The organism is Nocardioides massiliensis, assembly GCF_030811215.1.
Taxonomy (GTDB): Bacteria; Actinomycetota; Actinomycetes; order Propionibacteriales; family Nocardioidaceae; genus Nocardioides_A; species Nocardioides_A massiliensis.
Genome location: NZ_JAUSQM010000001.1, coordinates 546,001 through 567,068 on the forward strand (window position 1 = coordinate 546,001; position 21,068 = coordinate 567,068).

Below are 21,068 nucleotides of genomic sequence, written 5' to 3' on the forward strand. Positions count from 1 at the left end.
AGAAGCTTTGCGAGCTTGAGGGCTTGCACCCGCCGGGGCTTCGAGTCTGTACCGAGGGGCCGTGAGCATTCATGAGTGACACGACCGTGGTTTCCGACCTGCTCATCGATCGCGCGGACGGCCTGTTGGTCATGACGATCAATCGACCCCACCGCCGCAACGCCATCGATCTGCCCACAGCCAATGCCCTCGCTGCGGCGTTAGACGAACTGGACGACGATCCGACTTTGCACGCCGGCGTGCTCACCGGCGCCGGCGGATTCTTCAGTTCCGGCATGGACCTGAAGGCCTTCGCAGAGACCGGGGAGCGGCCGATCACAAGATCTCGTGGTGGTCTCGGCATCGTGGGTCGTCCCCCGCGCAAGCCGGTGGTGGCGGCCGTCGACGGCCACGTGCTCGGAGGTGGCTTTGAGATTGCCCTCGCCTGCGACCTGATCGTGTCCGGTTCCGAGGCACGCTTCGCCCTGCCCGAAGTCAAGCGCGGACTCATCGCCGCAGGTGGAGGTGCTATCAGACTCTCCCAGCGGCTGCCCCACCATGTCGCGATGGAAATGTTGCTTATCGGCGAACCGCTTGCCGCGAGCCGCGCACTCGAACTCGGTCTGGTGAACCGGCTGGTGCCCTCAGACCAGGTGCGCAGCATGGCGCTCGAACTGGCTCACGCCATTGCGGGGAACGCGCCCCTAGCGGTAGCCGCGACGAAGCAGATCGTTGCGAAGTCCCGCACCCTCGAGTTTGACGAGGCCTACCGCCGACAGGAAGAAATAGCGGCGCCGGTCCGAGCGTCGAATGACGCGCAAGAGGGCGCGCGCGCCTTCGCAGAGAAGCGACCACCTGTTTGGAGGGGGCGGTGAGCGGCACCGCGACCGGCGGTGCCACCAGCGGTGTCCTGCGGCCCGCCGCATTCGAGGAAGCCATCGAGCGCACCCACGCACTTCGACTGGAGGTCCGCGCCTTCCTCGCTGAGGAGTTGGCGGCAGGACGCTACGCGCCGAGAGCGGATGCCTGGTTGGCTGGATGGGACGAGTCCTTCAGTCGACGACTCGGCGAGCGCGGCTGGCTAGGCATGACCCTTCCGGTCGAGTACGGCGGCCACGGGCGAAGCGCGATTGAGCGGTTCGCCGTGACCGAGGAACTGTTGGCAGCGAGCGCACCGGTCGCCGCCCACTGGATTGCCGATCGTCAGACCGCCCCATCGATCCTGCGCTACGGCAACGAGGAACTCAGACACGCCTACCTGCCCGGCATTGCCCGTGGCGAAATCTACTTCGGTATCGGCATGAGCGAACCCGACTCCGGTTCGGACCTTGCATCCGTGCGGACTCGCGGGACGCAGGTCGAGGGTGGCTGGATGTTGAGCGGCACCAAAGTCTGGACCAGCGGGGCGCACCATGCAAATGCGTTCATCGTGCTCGCCCGCACCAGTCCACTCGACCCGAAGCATCGCCACGCCGGGCTTTCTCAGTTCATCGTGGACCTCACGTCCACGGGCGTCACCATCAATCCGATCAACTTGATCAGCGGCGAGCATCACTTCAACGAAGTGGTGCTCGCCGATGTCTTCGTGCCCGACAGCCGGGTGCTCGGCCAGATCGGCGACGGGTGGCGGCAGGTCACCTCCGAATTGGCTTACGAACGCAGCGGCCCGGAGCGGCTCCTTTCGACGTACCCCTTGCTGATGCTGCTGACCGACTCGGTTGCGCGACGCGACGACGGCCGCGGTCGCATTGAACTGGGCGCACTGCTCGCACGGCTGACCGCCCTTCGCGAGATGTCGCTTAACGTCGCCATCGGCCTCGCGGCCGGGCAGTTGATGGAGGTCCAAGCAGCACTCGTGAAGGATCTTGGAACCACCTTCGAGGGCGACGTCGTCAACGTGGCCCGAACCGTGCTCGACGAAGAGCCCGATCTTGGGTCGAACGATCAACTTGCCCACATCTTGGCGCAGGCCATCCTTCATGCGCCGGGCTTCACCATTCGCGGTGGCACGAACGAGATCCTGCGCGGCGTGATTGCGCGAGGAATGGGAGTCCGATGACCACCGACAGTATGAACGCCAGTCAATGCAGCGGGCTGGATGAACTGACCGCGGACGATTTACATTCCCTCGCCTCGATGGCGGAAGCCGTCCTCGCCAACGTGTGCACGCCAGAGCGCCTCGCCGATCCAACGACCACTGCCCACGAGGTCTGGAAGGCGCTCGACAAGGTAGGAGTCACCCGGCTTGGACTCGCCGAGTCGGGCGGTGGCCACGGCGGGGGCCTGCTAGCCGCCACCGAGGTACTCCGCGTCATCGGTGAGAACGCCGCACCCGGTCCCCTCGCCGAGACATCGTTGCTGGCTGGTTGGTTGCTCGAGGTTGCGGGCCGGGTGCAACCGGAGGGTCCCGTGACGACCGGTCGATCCGATCTCGTCGCGACCCGCGAAGACGGGGCTTGGCAAGTCCGTGGGACTGTCTATCGCGTGCCCACAGCGCCCGGAGCGACCATCGTCGCGACCGCTCGCGACGTGGCCGATGCTGAATTGCTCGTCGTATTCGGGGCGAAGGACCACGAACGCGTCGAAGGGCGAAGCCTGGCCCAGGAACCGCGCGACACCATCACAGCCCATGGCCCGGTAGCAGCCGTCCATCCCCTCCCGGCGGGAACCATTGACGAACTACGTCTTCGCGGCGCACTCAGTCGAGCCGCGCTCACGGCGGGAGCATTAGTCCGGGTCCGTGACCGCACACTCGTCTATGCCGGTGAGCGCGAACAGTTCGGACGCCCTCTCTCCGCTTTTCAGGCGGTTCAGCACCAGCTCGCGCACTTGGTAGCGGAATCCGCAGCTGCGGGGGCCGCGGTCGACCAGGCCGTCCGCGCGGCCCTGCAGCACGGCTTCTCGGAGCAGCACACGGCGCTACTGGTCGCGGCCGCAAAGGTACGCAGTGCGCAGGCAGCGAGTACCGGCGCCGCGATCGCCCACCAGATCCACGCCGCACTCGGCATGACTGAGGAACACCCGCTCCACCACCACACCACGCGACTGTGGTCGTGGCGCTCAGAGTGGGGCAGCGAAGCGGAGTGGTCCGCCGCAGTTGCCAGCGCTGCGACCGACGCGGGTTCAACCGGCTTGTGGCCATTACTGACAGGAATCCGATGAGCGACCTTGCCTACGCAACCGGCGACAGAATCGCGACCATAACGCTCAACCGGCCCGACAAGAAGAATGCCTTTACGCTCGACATGGTCGACGCGTGGGCGGCCGCCCTTCGCGAGGCTGCGCGGGATGACAGCGTGCGTGCCGTGGTTGTGGCCGGCGCAGGCGACTCGTTCTGCGCCGGCGTCGATCTTGCTGCGCTGGCTGAAGTTGATGACACTCCCATGGGCCGCAAGTCGATGCTGACCGACCGAGTGCACCAAGTAGCAATCGCCCTCGCCGACCTCGACAAGCCGGTGATTGCAGCCATGCGCGGCGCCGCTGTCGGCGCCGGCCTCGACATGGCTCTCCTGTGTGACATGCGGGTGGCTGGCCGGTCGATCCGGCTGATTGAGGGTTACATCAAGGTCGGGCTGGTCCCTGGCGACGGCGGCGCGTGGCTGCTCCCCCGCCTCGTTGGTACCGCGAAGGCCATGGAGCTCTTGATGACCGGCGACGCAGTCGGCGCCGAAGAGGCGCTGCGACTCGGCCTCGTCAACCATGTATACGCCGACGAAACGGTCCTCGACGAAGCCATGGCCCTCGCCGGACGGATCGCCGCCGCGCCACCGATCCAAATCTCGATGATCAAGCGGCTGGTGCGCTCCGCCGAATCCATCGACCTGCGCACCCACTACGACATGGTGTCCTCGCACTTCGGCATCGTCTCGGCCTTGGAGGACTACGCCGAGGCCCAGCGGTCCTTCAGCGAGAGACAGCCGGGCAACTTTCGGGGCCGCTGACTCCGACGGGGTAAGGGCTCGGCGAGGTCAGCGCCTCTGATCGCTCCGTGACACGGGCTCAGCAGCCAAGCTGTTGGTCCGCGTGTGAGGAGCGATCAACTCCGGGTGGAAATGGGCCACTGTGTCGCGGACCCCGTCTCGCCAAGAGATCTCGCACCGACCGACCAGCTCGATTCGCCGGGTGTTGTCAAAACCGTAGGTCTCTCGTGGCGAGGGGCCCGGAGCAAACGTGATGGGGACTCCCGTGATCGCGGAGACGTGTTCCATCATCTCGCGATGGGTCACCATGTCGTCGCCGCCCCAGTTCACGACCGTGGCAGGCGTGCTGGCCACCTCCCAGAGCAACGGGACTTGGCGTGCGATGTCGGCGGTGTGGATCGGCATGCACCAGTTGTCGTAATCTTCCGGAACCTTGACCGACTCACCGCGCAGCATGATCGCCAGATCTTGGATCGGGACGCCACCCCAGCCCGTAGGCCCGTACGCCACGTTCATCCGTGCGATCGTGGTCGGCAAGCCCAGCACGTTGGCAAAGGCGCGGACAGCTCCCTCTGTCGCGAGCTTGCTGACCGTGTATGCCGGCCGGTAGCCACCCGCGCCATCAAGAGGATCGGTCTCACGATGGGCGTGATCGGGGGCGGCCCGCTGGTAGATGCTGCTGTTCGAAACATGGAGGTATGCCTGAGCGTTCCGGCAGTGCGTCATCAGCCGGCCAGCGGCCGTGCAGTTGACCTCAATGGCCTTGTCGCAGTCATCGACCTCCCTATGAACGGCTGAACTAAGGACATGCGTGAAGTCGTCGGGGAGGTTGCCAAGGTCGGGGCCGGCCATATCCCACACATGCGTCGTGATCCCGGCGGCCGATAGGGACGCCCGCACCGCAGGATCGCTGAACCGGGCGAGACACCACACCTCGTTCTCGCGGGCGAGAATTTCGGCCACGGGACGGGCGAGCAGTCCGGTTGCCCCTGTGATGAGAATTTTAGCGTTGCTGATCATCGAAGACTCCGTCATTCGAGGATGGCGAGAAGGTCGCCGGGGCCGCGCGCCGGTTTCCCATCTTGCTCCCGCCCCTCAGGACGGGTAGGAGTAGATGCCCTGACCGGTCTTGCGACCGAGGCGTCCCGCTGCAACCAGGTTGCGCAGCGTGACAGTTGGTTTGAACCGCTCCCCCAGCGTCTGTTCGAGCGAGCCGAGGATGTGCAGATAGGTGTCCAGGCCGTTGAAGTCGCCGAGCTCCAGTGGACCCATCGGCCAGTTGAAGCCGACCTTGAGCGCCTTGTCTATGTCCTCAGCACTGGCGACCCCTTCCTCCAACATCCGCAAGCACTCAAGACGAACCAAGGCAGAGATCCGGGAGGTAAGAAATCCGGGACTATCCTTGCGGCAGAGCACCGTCTCTTTGCCTAGGGACTCACCCAACGCGATGGCTCGCTCGATGGCCTTCTCGCTCGACTCAAGACCTGCAACCACCTCGACCAGACGCATCAACACCGGCGGGTTGAAGAAGTGAAGCCCCACCAGCCGCGACGCGTGTTCCGGAATGGCCGAACCGATCGCAGTGATGGACAACTGGCTGGTGTTTGTCCCGAGCAGCACATCATCCGGCGCGTGGGCAACGACCTCTACGAAGACCGCCTGCTTGACCTCCAGCACCTCGACGACGGACTCGATAACGACATCGACCTCGGTCACCGCCTCGGCCACCGAGGTGCTCACCGCCACGCGCTGGCGAACAGCGTCGGACTGGGCCTCGCCCAACGTTCCCTTTTTCACCAGCCGGCTGAGACTCTTCTCGATCGCGGTTGTCCCGCTTTCCAATTGCTCTGCGCTGATGTCGACCAGAGCCGCTTCATGACCCGCCGTAGCGACCAGTTGCGCAATACCGCTTCCCATCGTTCCGGCACCAATGACCGCGATCTTCATCGTCCCAGCCTCTCTACCATTCCGAAGCACGCACTCGGCCTGCACAAATATGACAGTATATGAATCATGAGTCTACTGCGAGCCAATCTGATCCGCGTCCGATCGGGAGCAACACATGAGTGAAACCACCCTCGTCGGAGGCGGAGTCGGCCGGCCACGAGAAGGGCCACTAACTGCAACGGACGACATCGCCGGGGCCACCCTTGAGCGCCTCCGGACCCGACGCAATTTCGTAGATGCCCGAACCGGAAGGATCTTGTGATGAGTTCTCCCTTCACGATGCTGCTCAGCGGCGACCTGATGGTCAAGGACGCCGACCGGATGGCCGATCTCCTGGTCCAGAAGGTCGGCGCTCAGGGTCACGCGAACTGGCGCCAGGCGTTCCCTGGGCATCCGTACGTCGCGCACTTCCTGCGCACCCACAAGTCGCTCGCCGTTGCACCCACCCGGCTCGAGCCCCAAGGACACCTCGATGCACCGAACGAGGGCGATCCGATGTTCCCGGTCTACCTGCATAGCCTCGAGGAGTTCCAGGGCGTCTCCCGGCCGATCAAGACCCACGCCACGGTCCTGATCACCGAGGACCTCGAAGCCATGGTGCAGCGACTGCACGAGCGACGCGTGCCCTTCCGGGTCGCACGCCTCACCCCCGAGATGCCCTTCGACCGGATCTGGCTCGGTTGCCTGCCCGAAGACCCGCGCTACCGACCCGATGTCGACGGCGGATTGTGCATCGAGATCATGGCGGCGGGCCCACTGCAGCTGCCTGAGTCGACGTACGACGTGCCGGCGCCTGAGCCGCGCGACCCGCAGCCGGCTGACCTGGTCCGGGTCGTGGCCCGGGGCTTCCTGGTCCGTGACCTGGACGCGATCCTCGCATTGCTCAGCGAAAACCTGGAATGGTCGCCCACGACCATCGAGGAGTTCCCCGAAGAAGGGCTCCGCCGTGCCCGCATGGGCTTCAGCCTCGGCCACAGCGGCACTCTCGACCTCATTGAGCCGACCAAGTGGGCCACCGACGAGAGCCGCTACCTCTACAACTGGGGCCCCGGGCCGTACTACATCCGGCTATCGGCGATCGACCTCGACGCCAAGGCGCAGGACCTCACGGAACGCGGGACCCGATTCACCCGTCACTCCCTCGGCTCTGCCGGCGGTGAACTGATCCGGATTGATCCGGACGAACTGGACGGGGCCCTGATCGAGATCGTCCCCCACACCAGCTGACGACCCGTGTGTGAACCGGGGGCCGCCACGATCGTGGCGGCCCCCGGTTCACGTTTCAGCATCACCCGGTCGGGTCAGAGGCCGAGGTCCTTGGCAATGATTGTCTTCATGATCTCGCTAGACCCCGCATAGATACGAGTGACCCGCGCGTCGGCGTAGGCCTTGGCGATGGGGTACTCGAGCATGTAACCGTAGCCGCCGTACAGTTGAAGGCAGCGATCGACGACACGGCCCTGGAGCTCGGTGCAGAAAAGTTTCACCTTGGCAGCGTCAGCAGGCCCGAGGTCGCCGGACTCATGGGCGAGGAGGGCCCGGTCAAGTATCGACTGTCCTGCCTCGATGTCGGTGGCACACGCCGCCAGCTCGAACTTGGTGTTCTGGAAGGAGCCGACCGTCGTTCCGAACGCCTTGCGCTCCGAGACGTACTCGACCGTCATTTCCAGCACCCGTGACGCAGCCGCCTGGCTGTTGACCGCGATTGACAACCGCTCCTGGGCAAGATTGCGCGTGAGCTGGGCGAAACCCTCCCCCTCCCCGCCGAGCAGGTTCGCCACCGGGACGCGCATGTCGGTGAAGCTCAACTCACCGAGGTCTTGAGACTTCAGGCCGAGCTTTTCCAACCTGCGTCCGCGCTCGAAACCGGCGCTGGCGGCGTCCACGACGAGCAGCGAGATTCCCCTGCGCCCTGCCTCAGGATCGGTCTTAACCGCGACGATGAGCAGGTCTGCCGTGCGACCGTTCGTGATGAAGGTCTTTGCGCCGTTAACGATGTAGTGGTCGCCCTCGCGGACAGCGCGGGTGGTCATTGCCTTGACGTCCGAGCCCGCACCGGGCTCGCTCATCGCCAAGGCGGCGATCGCCTCTCCGGTCGCCAGCCGCGGCAACCATCGTGTCTTCTGCTCGGCGTTGGCGAGCTCAAGGAAGTAGGGCATACAGATGTCGGTGTGCACCCGCAGACCGCCCAGCGCAAGTCCGGCACGCTGCGCCTCCTCGGTGAGGACGACGTTGTAGAGGAACGACGAAGCACCGCCACCGCCGTACTCCTCGGGGATCTGCATCCCGAGCAGGCCCAGCGCGCCAGCCTCGAGCCAGAAATCCCGGTCCGGGTGTCCGGTTGCCTCCCAGTCCTCATAGGCGGGCACGGCCCTGGCCTGGAGGAACCTGCGGACGGTCTCCCGAAATGCCTCGTGATCCTCGGTGAATAGGGTGCGTTGCATCATCGGGATGACTCCGTGTCGAGAAGGTGGATATCGGTGTGCTCAGAGCCGTTCGATGACCAACGCATTGGCCATGCCGCCGTTCTCGCACATGGTCTGCAACCCGTAACGGCCGCCGGATGCTTCGAGCGCGCCGAGCATCGTGGTCAATAGCCGAGCACCGGACGCACCCAGCGGGTGCCCGAGAGCGATCGCGCCGCCCGAAGGATTGACGCGATCTCCGTCGGCCTTGAAGTGCCGCTGCCACGCCAGGGGCACGCTCGCGAAGGCTTCGTTAACCTCGACGTGATCGATGTCGGCCAGCGCGAGGCCAGCGCGAGCCAATGCTTTCTCAGTGGCGGGAATCGGACCCGTCAACATCAGAAGCGGATCCGACCCGACCACCGCCGTAGAAAGAATCCTTGCCCGCGGCCGCAGCCCAAGATGCTCTGCCTTCTGCTCACTCATCAAGAGAAGCACAGCCGCACCATCAGAAATCTGCGACGAGTTGCCGGCCGTTACTCCCCACTCAAGGTCGGGATACCGCTCAGCGGCCGGGTCATCGGCGAAGGCCGGCTTCAGACGGGACAAAGAGTCCGCCGTGGTTTCTGGTCGGATCACCTCGTCCTCGGTGACCTTGCGACGCGGCCCGTCGCCATCAGGCACGATGACGGACACGATCTCACCAGCCATCACCGAACTCGCCGACTTCGCCCGGGCGTGCGAACGAACGGCGTAATCATCCATGTCCCGGCGGGTGATGCCGTAACGCTGGGCAACCAATTCTGCCGCGACGCCCTGCCCAATCAGGCCCGGGGCATAGCGAGTCTGGACTCCCTCCCCGAAGACGTCGGCACCTAGCCGAGCTGACCCCATCGGGACCCGACTCATGGATTCGACCCCACCAGCGATGACGACGTCATAGGCGCCGGCCAGGATCCCGTGCGCAGCGAACTCAACGGCCTGCTGGCCCGAACCGCACCGTCTGTCGATCGTCACCCCCGGCACGTGATCGGGCATCCCGGCCGCCAACCATGCCAGTCGGGCCGGCGTGAAGGCCTGCTCTGAAGCCTGGCTCACGCACCCGATCAAGACATCATCGACGATTGAAGGGTCGACCCCAGTTCGACCGACGAGTCCCACTAGAACCTGCGCAAGCAAATCCACTGGGTGCAGGGATGAGAGCGAACCGCCTGGCCTGTCCCCGCGGGAGAGACGACCACGACCAATCGGGGATCGGACAGCGTCGACGATGACGACCGAATCTCGGCTCACTGGACCACCTTCCCTACGTCGCCGCATCTGCAAGTAACCGTGATGCGCTCCCGGAGCGCTTGCCCGTCGGCGGCGGCCAGCGACCCAACGGATCCAGCCGCCCGTTCAGGCTGACGGACAATAAGCGCAACTCGGTGGTCCTTGTGGTCCCGCCAGCGAGTGGTTGAGCGATCGATCCGGGCACCGGCATCGATTGCAACGCCAGTCGTCGTCGTCACGCCACGTCCCCTCTCACGCGTTGTCGGATGTGATGAAGACTTCGGGCAAGCATCGGCGAGCGAGAACCCGTCATCGTTGCGACACAGGCTCCGTCGATTGTGCGCTGATGGGCACGGCCCCGCGCAGGGATTCCGGTTCGGCGACGAACTGCGGGACAAGCGCGCGGCGCACGACCTTTCCGGTGTCGGTGCGCGGAAGGTCGTGGACGACGAGGACCTGATCTGGCGTCTTCGATCCTCGCAGAGCCGCGCGGACCCAGTCCCGCAACTCAGCGGGATCGGGTGCCTGCCCGGGCCGCGCGACGACTGCAGCGGCGATCCGCTGGCCCCATTCTTCGTCGGGGACACCAACCACAGCTGCTTCAGCGACGGTCGGATGCTGCTCCAGAACCTGCTCGATCTCCGACGGGGCGACATTCTCGCCACCTCGAATGATCGTGTCATCGGAGCGGCCATGAATGAACAAGTAGCCGTCGGCATCGATGCTCGCGAGATCCCGGGTCGCGAACCAGTCGCCAGCGGGCACAACGCCCCGGCCCCGGTACTCGCCCGACACCTGATCGCCTCGGACGAACAACAGCCCGCGTTGGCCCGGCGGCAGGACTCTCCCTTCGGAGTCGCGGACCTCGGCTTCGAGACCATCAACCAGTCGTCCCGTCGAGTTGAGTCGCGCGCGGACGGCCGGGTCGTCACTGGACATCGCAGCACGGTGGTCCTGTGGACCGAGGACCGCAATGGTGGAGCTGGTTTCTGTGAGACCGTACGCGTTGACAAAGTCGGTGTCGGGGAACAGTTCAAGCGCCTTCTCGATCACGCGGGCAGGCATCGCGGCTCCGCCGTATGCGATGGAACGTAGGGTCGCCGGAACCGGATCGCCGGTCGCCTCCAAGTGGGCCACGATCCGGGCGAGCATCGTCGGAACAACCATGGCCTGAGTGATGCCCTCACGGGAGACGCACTCCAACCACCCTGCCGGAGTGAACTGCCGCAGTTGCACCACCCGCCGGCCGGCGTACAAGTTCGTCACCGTGTTGGCGACGCCCGCGATGTGGTATGGCGGAACGGCGACAAGGGCGCAGTCCTCCGGGCCGGCGGCTCCGAAGTCAACGTTCGAGAAGACGTATGACGTCAGGTGCCGGTGGCGCAGGACCGCTGCCTTTGGTGCAGCCGTCGTGCCGCTCGTGTAGAGGAGCAAAGCCACCGAATCGGGGTTGTTCGGCACCGTCCGCTCCGCGGTGCCTGCGGCACGGACAATGTTCGCCCATCCTTCGCGGGTGGCGGATCGACCCGGGTCGGCGCCGATCGCTCGGAGGACGTCGCTTTCCGCGACGACAAAAGCAGCGTCGTTTTCAGCCACTAGCGAGGCGAGTTGCTCGGTGGCGAGCCGGAAGTTCAGCGGCACGAACGGAACACCGGCTGCGCTCGCTGCGAACAGCGACACCGAGAACCACTCGTCGCTGATGCCGATGTAGACAAGGTGGCCAGCGGCACGCTCGCGAAGCGCTGCCGCACCATTCGCCGCCCGACGCTGGAGTTCGGCGGCCGTAATCGGCGCATCGCGCGTTCCGAGCACTGCCCGGTCAGGAATGCCTTCAGCAACCATGTCGAGAAGGAGGTTGAGATCCACTGAGTTGACCTAATCTGATGAAGGCAGGGCTTTGGCCCCGCGCACCTGTAGAAGGCGGCCGTCGACCATCAGCGGACCAGCTCCACCCTTGGAGCACAGCACCTCTAGCCCGGTATTCTCATCGAAGTAGCGCTTGCCCAGTTGGACCGACTCTGCCGAGGCATCCACGCCACCCCCTGCGGGCGCAGCCTCTCCAGCGACGACCATCGGCGCTCCGCCACAGGTGAGCTCAATACATCCAGCAACTGGGCGCACCACGACGACTTGAACCTCGGACACCACGCTCTGCAGCCTGACCCCCGGCTTGCTGGCCACACCCATCACAAAAGACCTTTTCCCTCGCTGTCACATTGTGGATCACATAGTACACGTACCGCATACTTTGTCTAATTCGACGCGAGCAAGCTCCGGCTGGGAACTGGCACCGAAGGTGCGCCTCGCCGCCCAAGCGGCGCCTCATGGCCAGCGGCTCGGCGGAAAGAGAGCTGCTGCGCGCGGCCCCTGCACCCGGCCCCTGCGCCCAGCCCGGCTACACTCGATACAGATACCGTCAATTCTGTTCAGTGACGGCGCTCTTCAAGACCACCGGACGAACTTGGAGGATCCATGCGTTACGTAACATTCGTGGTTTCGACTCCTCTGGGAGCCTCGACACGGGTGGGCTGCTTGACCCTTGCCGGCGACATCATCGACCTTAACCTTGCCTATCGCTCCATGCTCTCGGAGAAGGTCGGCCCGAATCGCGCAACAGCCATCGCAGACGCCATGGTGCCAAACGACCTCATCCAACTTCTCGCCAACGGCCCGCTCGGCCGCGAAGCAGTCGCGGCCGCGCTGCAGTCACTGTCCTCGGATGAACCGGGCACCCGCACCGGTGACGACGACGCAGTCCTCGTGCACGCCCGCAGTGACGTACGGCTCCTGTCACCTCTTCCTCGCCCCACGAGCCTGCGCGACTGCTCGGCCTACGAGCTGCACCTTCACAACTCGACCCGCGGCCAGATCCCGCCTCGGTGGTACGACTCCCCGACGTACTACAAGGGCAATCCAGCCTCCGTGATCGGCGACCGAACAGATGTGCCCCTGCCCGCAGGCGCGAGGAAGTGCGACTACGAGTTGGAATATGCCGCAGTCATCGGTAAAACGGGCCGGGACCTTGACGCCGTCACCGCACTCGACCACATCGCGGGCTACCTAGTCTTCAACGACGTGTCGCTGCGCAGCGTCCAATTCCGCGAGATGTCGGTGGGCTTGGGGCCAGCAAAGTCCAAGGACCTCGACGGCACGAATATCCTCGGACCGGCACTGGTGACACCCGACGAGTGGGATCCGCACGAAGACCGCATCATGCGCGCTTTCGTCAATGGGGAGGAGTGGAGCTCCGGCCTCACGACGTCCATCCACTTCTCCGTCGGCGAGATCCTCAGCCACATCAGCCAGGCGGAGGGCTTGCACGTCGGTGACGTCATCGGAACGGGCACTGTCGGCGGCGGATCGGGCCTTGAAGTCGGGCGCTATCCGGAATCCGGCGACACCGTCACACTCGATATCGAGGGACTGGGCCAGCTCAGCAACACCTGGGGCACAACGGCATCAGCGACGCTTGTTACAGAATGAACAACATTGCGCTACTGTCTGCTGCGTGAGCAAGGGTTCCGTACAGACCTGGGAGCGCATCGTCGACGGTGCGCTCATCGCGCTTGCCCGGCGAGGGCGATACAAGTTTTCCATGACCGACGTGTGCACCGAGTCCGGCGTCTCGCGCGGCACGCTGTATCGCTACTTTGCGGATAAGGAAGACGTGATCGCTGCCGTCGAGGAGCGGCTCGAGACCAGCTTCCGAGATCGTCTGACGACCGCGATCGCTGAGCGCCCCGAACCAGCCGACCGGCTGGAGGTCGTGGGCGCAGCGATCGTTCAGCACCAGGAGGAGTTCCCTGCTTTGGCTTTGCTTGTGCGTACGGAGCCCGGGGTCGTCCTAGAACGCATGTCCGCACGGTTCGATGCTCTCGTTGCGTTGATGCAAGAATGCCTACACCCTGCTCTAACCCAGGCCGAACAGGTGCAGAACGGCACGGTGAGTGAGGAACAGATCGCTCGCATCGTCGTTCACTGCGGCATTTCGCTCACCTGCTTACCTCCCAACAAGTCAAGCACCGCCGAGGAAGTGACAGCGTCGCTGGAGGGTCTGCTGAGCCTCGGCTCGTCTGCGAGAGAATCCAGCAAGCGACACGCCAACTGACAACCGGATCCACCACGCTTGATGTGGCGGCAGTGCTGGTGAATCACGCCGAGACCCGACTCTCCGATTAGCGGTGGCCCGCCAGTCCGTACCGGATTCCTCTGCGGCTCCAGGCAGTGCCGCCGCCGTGAGGATTGGTCGTCGCTATCGCGGCGGGCGGATCGGCCGAAGTCGCTCAGCAGTTCCGACCAGATGACCAGGGCCGATGGGTGTCCGTGGCCGTGGAAAGTCCCCACTGGTGGCCAGGTAGCGGTCCCCAGTCGTGGCCAAATAGAATGTCCCCACTCTTCGTCGTCTCGTTAGAGTTGTTGAGGCCCTGCGTGGTGACGGTGGCAGTTCTAGCCAGCCGACCACCGCCACGCAGGGGACCTCCATTGAAAAGCGCGAGGGAACGTATGGACAGGCGGATTCAACCGGTGGGCGTAAGGAACTCTGCGAGCTTCTCTGATGGTGTCAGATAGCCCAGCGTCTTGCGTGGACGTCCGTTGAGGCTGTCCTGGATCGCGTCTAACTCCTCGCGGCTGACGACGCTCAGGTCACTGCCCTTGGGGAGGTACTGGCGCAGCAGACCGTTGGTGTTCTCGTTGCTCCCGCGCTGCCAGGGCGAGTGGGGATCGCAGAAGTAGATCGGAATGCCCGTGGCGGTGGTGAACGCGGCGTGCTTGGACATCTCTGCGCCTTGGTCCCAGGTGATCGTGCGCGCCAGTGAGGACGGGAGCTTGCTGATCGCGGCGCGCATCGCTGCCTCGACCTGCTCGGCGCTCTTGCCGTCGGGGAGGTGCAGCAGCAGGGTCATCCGCGTCGAGCGCTCGACGAGTGTGCCGACCGCGCTGCGGCTGCCCTGGCCGAGGATGAGGTCGCCTTCCCAGTGCCCAGGAACAGCGCGGTCGTCGGCTTCTGCGGGGCGCTCGCTGAGCATCACCATGCCGGGGATGCGGCCGCGACCGTCGGCGGTTCCGCGAGGTTTTCGCGCAGCTCGTCCGGACCGCACCTGAGTTGGGTCACCTGAACAGTCTTTCGAGGGTCGGATCGCGCTGACCTGCAGTGATGCGCCGAGTTAGTGTCGCTCCAAGGCACTAATTCGGGTCGGCAGGAGCGTGCGGTGGCGTGGGTTGGGCGGGTTCGCACGGCCTCGGGGGCCACAGCGGTGCAGATCGCGGAGTCCGTCGACGGTCGGCGCCGCATCGTGCGGCACGTCGGATCGGCGCGCGACGAAGCCGAGTTGGGCCTGCTTCTGGAGGAAGCTCAGCGCCTGCTCGCCGATGACCGTCAAGGCACCCTGGACCTGGGCCTCACGCCGGTATTGGCCAAGACGACGATGGCTCCGCCACCGGCGCCGGCAGGGTTGTTCGCTCACACAGCCGCCGATCGGCCGTCACCCCAGGTGGTGCCGCGCTCGCGGGTCCTCAAGACGTCGTCTGGACTGCTGTATGAGGCGCTTGCCGAGGTCTACTCCAGCCTCGGCTTCGACATCGTCGGTGACGAGGTCTTCCGCGACCTTGATGGCGCTCGCCGAAATTCCCCAGTGATGCTCGTCGGAGTTCCCCACCCTGGGCGGTGGTCACTGTAGTGGTCGGCGTGTGCCGGTGGTGGCGTGGCGGAGGGTGTCGTTCTTGGCGTGGTGGTCGCGTAGTCGGTAGGACTCGCCGTCGAGGTTGAGCACGACGGAGCGGTGCAGGAGGCGGTCGAGCATGGCGGCGGCGACGGTGGTGTCGCCGAGGACCTCGCCCCAGGAGGCGACGCCGCGGTTGGTGGTCAAGATGATGCTGGTCTTGAGGTAGCGCTGGGAGACGACCTGGAACAGCGCGGAGGCTGCTTCGCCGGGCAGTGGGAGGTAGCCGAGTTCGTCGATGATGAGCAGGGTGGGTCCGGCGAAGAACCGCATGGTGGTGGACCAGCGGCCCTCGATCGCCGCGCGGTGGCAGCGGGCGGCGAGGTCGGGCGGCGGTGGTGAAGTAGACCCGGTAGCCGGCCTCGGCAGCAGCCCTGCCGAGGCCGACTGCGAGGTGGGTCTTCCCGACACCGGGTGGTCCGATCATGAGCACGTTGGTGGCGGTCTCGAGATAGCGGCAGGTCGCGAGCTCCTCGACGAGTTTGCGGTCGACACCAGAAGCGGCATCGAAGTCGAAGTCGGCCAACGTCGCGGGTGTCGGCAGCGAGGCGAACCGCAACCGTCCGGCGAGCTTGCGGGCCTCGGTGGCCTCGACCTCACGGGCCAGCAGATGCTCCAACGTAGCGGTGGTCGACCACTGCTCGGCTTCAGCTTGGGCAAGCACGCCGGGCAGGTGCTCAGCTGCTGCGGTGAGCTTCAACGCAGCGAGATGACCGCGCAGCTGCTGATAGAGGCTGCTCTGCGGGCCCGTCATCGGGGCGGCTAGGAGGTCGGTGCTGATTGGGGTGGTCACGAGAGGGTGTTCCTTCCTTGTGCTGCTCGGTCATAGGCACCGAGATCGATCACGACATCGCCGGTGTTGCGGACGTGGCTGTCGCGTTGGTCGCGGGCGCGTAGTTGCTCGGCGGCAGCGAGTGCTGCGGGGCCGGGTGGGATGCGTTCCTTCTTGCGGTGCGGCCGGGAGGTGTCGTGTCCTGCCAGGATGTGCTGCTCGAGGGCGATGACATGGCCGTGGTCGCGGACCATCACCCCGGCCCCGGTCGGGGCGAGCTCGTGGCGAGCGATGACGATGCCGCTGGCCGTTGCGATGTCGACATGCGGTTCGCCGAGCCGCTGGGAGACGGTGACCTGGGCGTGGGCCAGCTCGGGTGGCACGGAGTAGAAGTTGCCGCGCCAGACGACCAGCGCCTGAGCCGACACCGTTCGGTCTTCGGTGATCGTGGCCGGGAACGGCGTGGACGGCACCGGCGCCAAGGGCTCGCGTTGAGCGATCGTGAGCACGCTGGCCTTGCCACCATGCCCGGTCGCCCGCAGCCGCGCGTCACCGCGGGTGGCGCACCACTTGTCCAGCGAGGCTTGGGCTTGTTCGACACTGACGTCGTCGCCCAGGGTGCGCCACCAGCGTTGCGCCGCGGTGTGGTTGGACTTCTCCACCACGCCCTTGCGGTTCCCGCGCCGCGGTGGACAGATCGCGACCTGGACGCCGTAGTACTTGGCAACCGCAGCGAACGTCGCCGTCACTCGACCGGTCTCGGGGTGACAAACCGTGGCCATCCGATCGAAACGCCACTTGCGGGTCAGCCCGCCCAGCTTCCGGGTGGTCTTGTCGAGACCGTCGACGAGCTGGGCCTGATCCTGCGCCGGCGCGAGGTGGCCGCGCCAGCGCCCCGAATGAGCTAACGCCCCCACGAGCAGGAGGGCGGTCTTGCCCCACCCCCACGAGGCCGGCGGGTCCGGGAGCTCGACCCAGTCCCACTGGGTCTCCTCCCCGGCCGGATGCTCGATCACCGCCGCCGGGCGGCCCTTCGTCGCTGAGCAGGGTTCGCAGTGCGGGCGCAGGTTCCTGGTGCGGATCTGGCGGGTGAACGTCGGATACGACTGGGCATAGCCGAGCGCGACGACCTCGTCGAACAACGTCACCGCCCACAGATGCGGATCCTCGGCCAGGCGTGCGCGGACGTAGTCGACGAACGGCTCGAACCGGTCCTCGCCAGCGGGCTTGCGCACCCCGGCAACGCGTTCGTTGTTCAGATAGGCGCGGATGGTCTTGCGGTCACGGCCCAAGTGCCGGGCGATCGCGGCGATCGTCCAACCCTGCCGGCGCAACGCGTGCGCGTCGATGTCTTCCTCCCGTGTCAGCATGGGAAGCGAGGGCTCCTTCGGTAGACGGCGTGTGGTCAGAGACCGCCATCTTCGAAGGAGCCCCACCTGCTTCCGGTGGGTGCCACAGGGTGGGGAAATTCAGTGAGCAGAACTGGGGAGATTCACCTGAGCGCCATCAACCTGGTCATCGCTCGGGTCGTGGAGCCGACCAGTCTGCTCGACATCGACCGGGTGCTGGCTGAGGTGGGCCGGGTCTCGGCGAGCTTGTCGACCCGCAAACGCACCCTGCGCCGCTGTCAGGACGGCGCTTACCGCGAGCAGATCGCGAAGGCCTGCTTCGACCACGCTGTCACCGCTAGCGATGTCAGCTTGGTGCTCTATGACGTGACCACGCTCTACTTCGAGGCCGAGAACGAGGACGCGCTGCGCAAGGTCGGCTACTGGCAAGGAGCGCCGGGTCGATCCGCAAATCGTGGTCGGGCTGCTGGTCGACCGACGACGCGGGTTCCCGCTCGAGATCGGCTGCTTCGAGGGCAACAAAGCCGAGACCGCCACGATCATCCCGATCATCAAGGCCTTCCAGGACCGTCACGGCCTGGCTGACATGGTCGTGGTGGCGGACGCCGGGATGCTGTCGGCATCGAACCTGACGGCGCTGGACGAGGCCGGGCTGCGGTTCATCGTCGGCTCCAGGGTCACCAAGGCACCGGGTGATCTGGAGTCCCACTTCCGCTGGCACGGCGACGTCTTCGCCGACGGCCAGGTCATCGACACCATCACCTCGAAGACGCGTCGCAGCATCGAGAACGACATCCACCGCAAGGCCGAACCCGTCTGGGACCCCAAAGCACATCCGGGGTCGTGGCGAGCAGTGTGGGCCTACTCAGCCAAGCGCGCTGCGCGGGACAACAAGACCCTCACGTTGCAGGAGGACCGCGCCAAAGCCGTGGTGGCCGGCCAGAGGACCGCGCGGACACCGCGGTTCGTCAAGACCACCAAAGGCACCAAGGCTCTCGACGAAGCCGCGCTCACACGAGCGCGGCGACTGGTCGGCCTCAAGGGCTACGTCACCAACATCAACGCCGGTCTCATGCCCGCTGGGGAAGTGATCGCCAGCTACCACGACCTCTGGCACGTCGAGCAGTCGTTCCGGATGTCCAAGACCGACCTCCGCGCCCGGCCGATGTTCGCTCGCACCAGGGATGCGATCGAGGCGCACCTGACCATCGTGTTCACCGCCCTGGCGCTCTCCCGGACGGTGCAGAACCGCACAGGGCTCTCGCTGCGCCGCGTGCTCCGCACCCTCAAGCCACTGCGCTCGGCGACCGTCGAGATCAACGGCGTCATCACCACCATCCCGCCCGCGCTCGACCCCGACGAGACCGCGCTCCTCAACGCCCTAAAGGGCACGACTCCAAGGCACTAACCGGTTTGACCCAACTCAGGTCGTCCGGACCGCAGGCACCGCGCCAGCTCACGGCGCAGCTCGCCTCGCCCTTGCACGAACAGCGACTGGTAGATCGTCTCGTGACTCACCCGCATCTCCGGATCATCGGCGTGATCCAACCGTAGGCGCGCCGCGATCTCCTCGGGCGACCACAGTTGCTCGAGCCGGCTGGTGACCTCCTCGAGCAGTCGACCCGAAGCGAGCTTGAATGGCTTCGGTCGGCGAGCTTGCTCCCGGGCGCGTTCGTGCGCATGCCAGGCCGAGTAGCCACAGCGCCCGCCGCCGCGCTTCACCTCACGGCTGACGGTCGACACCGCACGCCCCAGTTGCTCGGCGATCGCGGTGAAGGTGTCGCCACGGTTGATTCCCAGCAGGATCTGCTCGCGCTCGTCGATCGTCAGGCAGCCCTGGCGTGGTTGCCAGCCGAACGGCGTGGCGTCGACGTGTCTGCCGGTGCGGGCCATGATGCCGACCATCGGCGCACTGCAGCCGATCTCCTTGGCGATGTCGACCAGCCGCCAGCCCTTCGCGTGAAGCCTGAGCGCGAGTTGTTTCTGCTCCCGGCTGAGATGCCCGTGCTTGCCCTGCATCCGGATCCTCCTGTGATCAGTAACTGCCTCATCTCACAGGACCCGTTGCGCTGACCGGTTGAATCCGCCATCTCGTTGGCCCGCCGAAGCTCGGCGTTCTCTTTCTTCAGCGCCTTGATCTCAGCGATCTCCTCGCTGGTCTTGCCCTGACGGACACCGCCGTCGATCTCAGCCTGGCGCAGCCACTTGCGCAGGGATTCAGTAGAGGTGATGCCCAGCTTCGCTGCGACCGACCGGATCGCCGCGGACTCATGCGGATGGTCCTGCCGGGACTCCATCACCATCCGCACCGCGCGCTCACGCAGCTCGGTCGGGCACTTCGAGGGACGTGCTGTCGGCGGCCACGAGAAACTGCCCGGAGACGGCCACGAAATTGCCCGCTGGCGGACATGAGAACTGCCCGCTGACGGTCATGGGATCTGCCCGACACGACGTCGTCTACCTCGCCGGTTCCCCCGGTTGAGGCCCCTCCTCAGGTGCGATCGGCGGTGCTGAAGCGCCCGTCGCCCTGAGGAGGGACATGTGAAGTCTGCCGAGGAGATCATGGAAATCTTGGATGCCTACGACCTGACCGGGTCGTTGCGTGATGCCGGCGAGCTGGCCGGCTGCTCACACCACACCGTGAAGCACTACGTCGAGCGGCGTGCCGCCGGCGGCGAGTTGGACAAGGCGGCCACGAGGCCGCAGCTGATCGACGACTACCTCGCGAAGGTCGAGGAGTGGGTCGAACGCAGCCACGGAAAGGTCCGTGCCGATGTGGCTCACGAGAAGCTCGTCGCGCTCGGCTACAAGGGTTCAGAGCGCACCACGCGCCGTGCGGTCGCGAAGGTGAAGAAGTCCTACCGGGCCGGGCGGGTGCGGGTGCACCGGCCGTGGGTCACCGAGCCGGGGATGTGGCTGCAGTACGACTACGGCGACGGACCCGATCCAGCGTCGAAGGGTGGCACCGAGGCGTCGTGAAGATCAGTAAGGCCGACCTGGTGCCGACCGACACCAACCTGCGCGAGTCCTACGCCTCGTTCGCTGAGCTCGAAGCGGCCTGCGAGGCGTTCTGCGAGAAGGTCAACACCCGCCCGCATCGGGTCACGAAGCGGGTGCCGACCGAGATGCTCGCCGAGGAACGGCTCCGGCTGCACCCGGTCCCTTCGACGCCGCACACGGTCGCGTTCGGCACCACTCGGGTGGTGCCGGTCAACACGCCGATGGTGACGTTCGAGTCCTGCCAGTACTCGGTCCCACACACCCTGCTCGGTCAGACGGTCTGGGTCCGCGTCCAGGGTGTCGGCGTCGACGAGCAGGTCGTTATCGTCCACGTCGGCCCCGAGGGGCCGGTCGAGGTCGCGCGCCACCGTCGGGCCACGCCCGGGACACCGAAGATCGAGGACGCCCACTTCCCGCCCCAACCACAGGGACCATTGGATCGGCGGCCGCGGGCGAAGAACGCTGCGGAGGCCGAGTTCCTCGACTTGGGCGAGGGCGCGAGGTTGTGGCTGGTCGAGGCCGCTGCTGCGGGCACGCCACGGATGCGGGTGAAGATGGACGAAGCGCTCGCGCTGGCGAAGCTGTTCGATCCGGTCGAGGTCGACTGGGCACTGGGTCACGCCGCGGTCCATGGCCGGTTCGCCGAGGCCGACCTGTCCTCGATCCTCGACCACCACGCTCGAGCACCGAGGACCGGAGAACGC

The 21,068-nt window shown here is 65.8% G+C and carries 14 protein-coding genes and 7 pseudogenes; 10 read left to right on the plus strand and 11 right to left on the minus strand.

The genetic code is table 11. The features are described from left to right. Nucleotides 1–71: 71 nt before the first annotated feature. The 4 genes from J2S59_RS02895 to J2S59_RS02910 are packed head-to-tail and all read left to right on the plus strand — an operon-like array spanning nucleotide 72 to nucleotide 3,920. Nucleotides 72–854, plus strand: a complete 783-nt coding sequence (locus J2S59_RS02895; RefSeq protein WP_068122717.1) for a crotonase/enoyl-CoA hydratase family protein — start codon at nucleotides 72–74, stop codon at nucleotides 852–854. Next, nucleotides 851–2,038, plus strand: coding sequence for an acyl-CoA dehydrogenase family protein (locus J2S59_RS02900; protein WP_246360476.1), 1,188 nt, complete (start codon nucleotides 851–853; stop codon nucleotides 2,036–2,038). The genes J2S59_RS02895 and J2S59_RS02900 overlap by 4 nt, the downstream gene beginning before the upstream one ends. Continuing rightward, nucleotides 2,035–3,141, plus strand: a complete 1,107-nt coding sequence (locus J2S59_RS02905; protein WP_181642282.1) for an acyl-CoA dehydrogenase family protein — start codon at nucleotides 2,035–2,037, stop codon at nucleotides 3,139–3,141. Before J2S59_RS02900 ends, J2S59_RS02905 begins: the two co-directional genes overlap by 4 nt. Then, nucleotides 3,138–3,920 carry an enoyl-CoA hydratase/isomerase family protein gene (locus J2S59_RS02910; protein ID WP_068122711.1) on the plus strand — a complete coding sequence of 261 codons (783 nt, stop codon included), beginning with the start codon at nucleotides 3,138–3,140 and terminating at the stop codon, nucleotides 3,918–3,920. Before J2S59_RS02905 ends, J2S59_RS02910 begins: the two co-directional genes overlap by 4 nt. A 27-nt stretch (nucleotides 3,921–3,947) precedes the next feature. Here J2S59_RS02910 and J2S59_RS02915 read toward each other — a convergent pair whose 3' ends face one another. Both J2S59_RS02915 and J2S59_RS02920 read right to left on the minus strand, forming a co-directional pair. Next, entirely contained in the window at nucleotides 3,948–4,919 is a 972-nt protein-coding gene (locus tag J2S59_RS02915) for an NAD-dependent epimerase/dehydratase family protein (protein WP_068122708.1), read from the minus strand. A 75-nt stretch (nucleotides 4,920–4,994) separates the two neighbouring features. Beyond that, nucleotides 4,995–5,846 (minus strand): 3-hydroxyacyl-CoA dehydrogenase family protein, encoded by an 852-nt coding sequence (locus tag J2S59_RS02920; RefSeq protein ID WP_068122746.1) that lies wholly within the window; start codon nucleotides 5,844–5,846, stop codon nucleotides 4,995–4,997. Nucleotides 5,847–6,107: 261 nt separating this feature from the next. Here J2S59_RS02920 and J2S59_RS02925 point away from each other — a divergent pair, with 261 nt between their 5' ends. Then, entirely contained in the window at nucleotides 6,108–7,073 is a 966-nt protein-coding gene (locus tag J2S59_RS02925) for a VOC family protein (protein WP_068122706.1), read from the plus strand. 74 nt (nucleotides 7,074–7,147) lie between these two features. Here J2S59_RS02925 and J2S59_RS02930 read toward each other — a convergent pair whose 3' ends face one another. From J2S59_RS02930 to J2S59_RS02940, 3 genes are all read right to left on the minus strand, one after another. Continuing rightward, nucleotides 7,148–8,293, minus strand: coding sequence for an acyl-CoA dehydrogenase family protein (locus J2S59_RS02930; protein ID WP_306441365.1), 1,146 nt, complete (start codon nucleotides 8,291–8,293; stop codon nucleotides 7,148–7,150). Nucleotides 8,294–8,332: 39 nt separating this feature from the next. After that, nucleotides 8,333–9,571 carry a thiolase family protein gene (locus J2S59_RS02935; protein WP_068122703.1) on the minus strand — a complete coding sequence of 413 codons (1,239 nt, stop codon included), beginning with the start codon at nucleotides 9,569–9,571 and terminating at the stop codon, nucleotides 8,333–8,335. A 261-nt stretch (nucleotides 9,572–9,832) separates the two neighbouring features. Beyond that, a complete protein-coding gene (locus tag J2S59_RS02940) occupies nucleotides 9,833–11,389 on the minus strand; it encodes a class I adenylate-forming enzyme family protein (protein ID WP_068122701.1) in 1,557 nt (518 codons plus the stop codon). 666 nt (nucleotides 11,390–12,055) lie between these two features. Here J2S59_RS02940 and J2S59_RS02945 point away from each other — a divergent pair. Both J2S59_RS02945 and J2S59_RS02950 read left to right on the plus strand, forming a co-directional pair. After that, nucleotides 12,056–13,006, plus strand: a complete 951-nt coding sequence (locus tag J2S59_RS02945; RefSeq protein WP_181642279.1) for a fumarylacetoacetate hydrolase family protein — start codon at nucleotides 12,056–12,058, stop codon at nucleotides 13,004–13,006. 25 nt (nucleotides 13,007–13,031) lie between these two features. Beyond that, nucleotides 13,032–13,631: a TetR/AcrR family transcriptional regulator gene (locus J2S59_RS02950; RefSeq protein WP_068122696.1), complete on the plus strand. Its 600-nt coding sequence runs from the start codon at nucleotides 13,032–13,034 to the stop codon at nucleotides 13,629–13,631. A 409-nt stretch (nucleotides 13,632–14,040) separates the two neighbouring features. Here J2S59_RS02950 and J2S59_RS02955 read toward each other — a convergent pair. Continuing rightward, nucleotides 14,041–14,622, minus strand: a pseudogene (locus J2S59_RS02955) (IS30 family transposase); the annotation flags it as partial. A 111-nt stretch (nucleotides 14,623–14,733) separates the two neighbouring features. On the opposite strand from J2S59_RS02955, the pseudogene J2S59_RS02960 reads away from it, so the two are divergent. Beyond that, a pseudogene (locus J2S59_RS02960) lies at nucleotides 14,734–15,174 on the plus strand (IS1634 family transposase); the annotation flags it as partial. An 18-nt stretch (nucleotides 15,175–15,192) separates the two neighbouring features. On the opposite strand, the gene J2S59_RS02965 reads toward J2S59_RS02960, so the two are convergent. From J2S59_RS02965 to istA, 3 genes and pseudogenes are all read right to left on the minus strand, one after another. Then, complete coding sequence (locus J2S59_RS02965) at nucleotides 15,193–15,516, minus strand: ATP-binding protein (RefSeq protein WP_306824789.1); 324 nt, start codon at nucleotides 15,514–15,516, stop codon at nucleotides 15,193–15,195. 112 nt (nucleotides 15,517–15,628) lie between these two features. Beyond that, nucleotides 15,629–15,997 (minus strand): annotated as a pseudogene (locus J2S59_RS20290) (ATP-binding protein); the annotation flags it as partial. A 35-nt stretch (nucleotides 15,998–16,032) separates the two neighbouring features. Continuing rightward, complete coding sequence (istA, locus tag J2S59_RS02975; RefSeq protein WP_306824790.1) at nucleotides 16,033–17,385, minus strand: IS21 family transposase; 1,353 nt, start codon at nucleotides 17,383–17,385, stop codon at nucleotides 16,033–16,035. Between the two features lie 138 nt (nucleotides 17,386–17,523). Here istA and J2S59_RS02980 point away from each other — a divergent pair. Further along, nucleotides 17,524–18,772: pseudogene (locus J2S59_RS02980) on the plus strand (IS1634 family transposase); the annotation flags it as partial. A 20-nt stretch (nucleotides 18,773–18,792) separates the two neighbouring features. Here J2S59_RS02980 and J2S59_RS02985 read toward each other — a convergent pair. Next, a pseudogene (locus tag J2S59_RS02985) lies at nucleotides 18,793–19,383 on the minus strand (transposase); the annotation flags it as partial. A gap of 83 nt (nucleotides 19,384–19,466) precedes the next feature. Continuing rightward, a pseudogene (locus tag J2S59_RS20295) lies at nucleotides 19,467–19,757 on the minus strand (transposase); the annotation flags it as partial. Between the two features lie 148 nt (nucleotides 19,758–19,905). On the opposite strand from J2S59_RS20295, the pseudogene J2S59_RS02990 reads away from it, so the two are divergent. Next, nucleotides 19,906–20,996, plus strand: a pseudogene (locus tag J2S59_RS02990) (Mu transposase domain-containing protein); the annotation flags it as partial. Nucleotides 20,997–21,068 lie beyond the last annotated feature (72 nt).

Excerpts from the sequence above, each read along its gene's own strand:
- J2S59_RS02895 (WP_068122717.1), top strand. The coding sequence starts at position 72 with ATGAGTGACACGACCGTGGTTTCCGACCTGCTCATCGATCGCGCGGAC.
- J2S59_RS02905 (WP_181642282.1), top strand. The coding sequence starts at position 2,035 with ATGACCACCGACAGTATGAACGCCAGTCAATGCAGCGGGCTGGATGAA.
- J2S59_RS02910 (WP_068122711.1), top strand. The coding sequence starts at position 3,138 with ATGAGCGACCTTGCCTACGCAACCGGCGACAGAATCGCGACCATAACG.
- J2S59_RS02915 (WP_068122708.1), bottom strand. The coding sequence starts at position 4,919 with ATGATCAGCAACGCTAAAATTCTCATCACAGGGGCAACCGGACTGCTC.
- J2S59_RS02920 (WP_068122746.1), bottom strand. The coding sequence starts at position 5,846 with ATGAAGATCGCGGTCATTGGTGCCGGAACGATGGGAAGCGGTATTGCG.
- J2S59_RS02925 (WP_068122706.1), top strand. The coding sequence starts at position 6,108 with ATGAGTTCTCCCTTCACGATGCTGCTCAGCGGCGACCTGATGGTCAAG.
- J2S59_RS02930 (WP_306441365.1), bottom strand. The coding sequence starts at position 8,293 with ATGATGCAACGCACCCTATTCACCGAGGATCACGAGGCATTTCGGGAG.
- J2S59_RS02935 (WP_068122703.1), bottom strand. The coding sequence starts at position 9,571 with ATGCGGCGACGTAGGGAAGGTGGTCCAGTGAGCCGAGATTCGGTCGTC.
- J2S59_RS02965 (WP_306824789.1), bottom strand. The coding sequence starts at position 15,516 with ATGCGGTTCTTCGCCGGACCCACCCTGCTCATCATCGACGAACTCGGC.
- istA (WP_306824790.1), bottom strand. The coding sequence starts at position 17,385 with ATGCTGACACGGGAGGAAGACATCGACGCGCACGCGTTGCGCCGGCAG.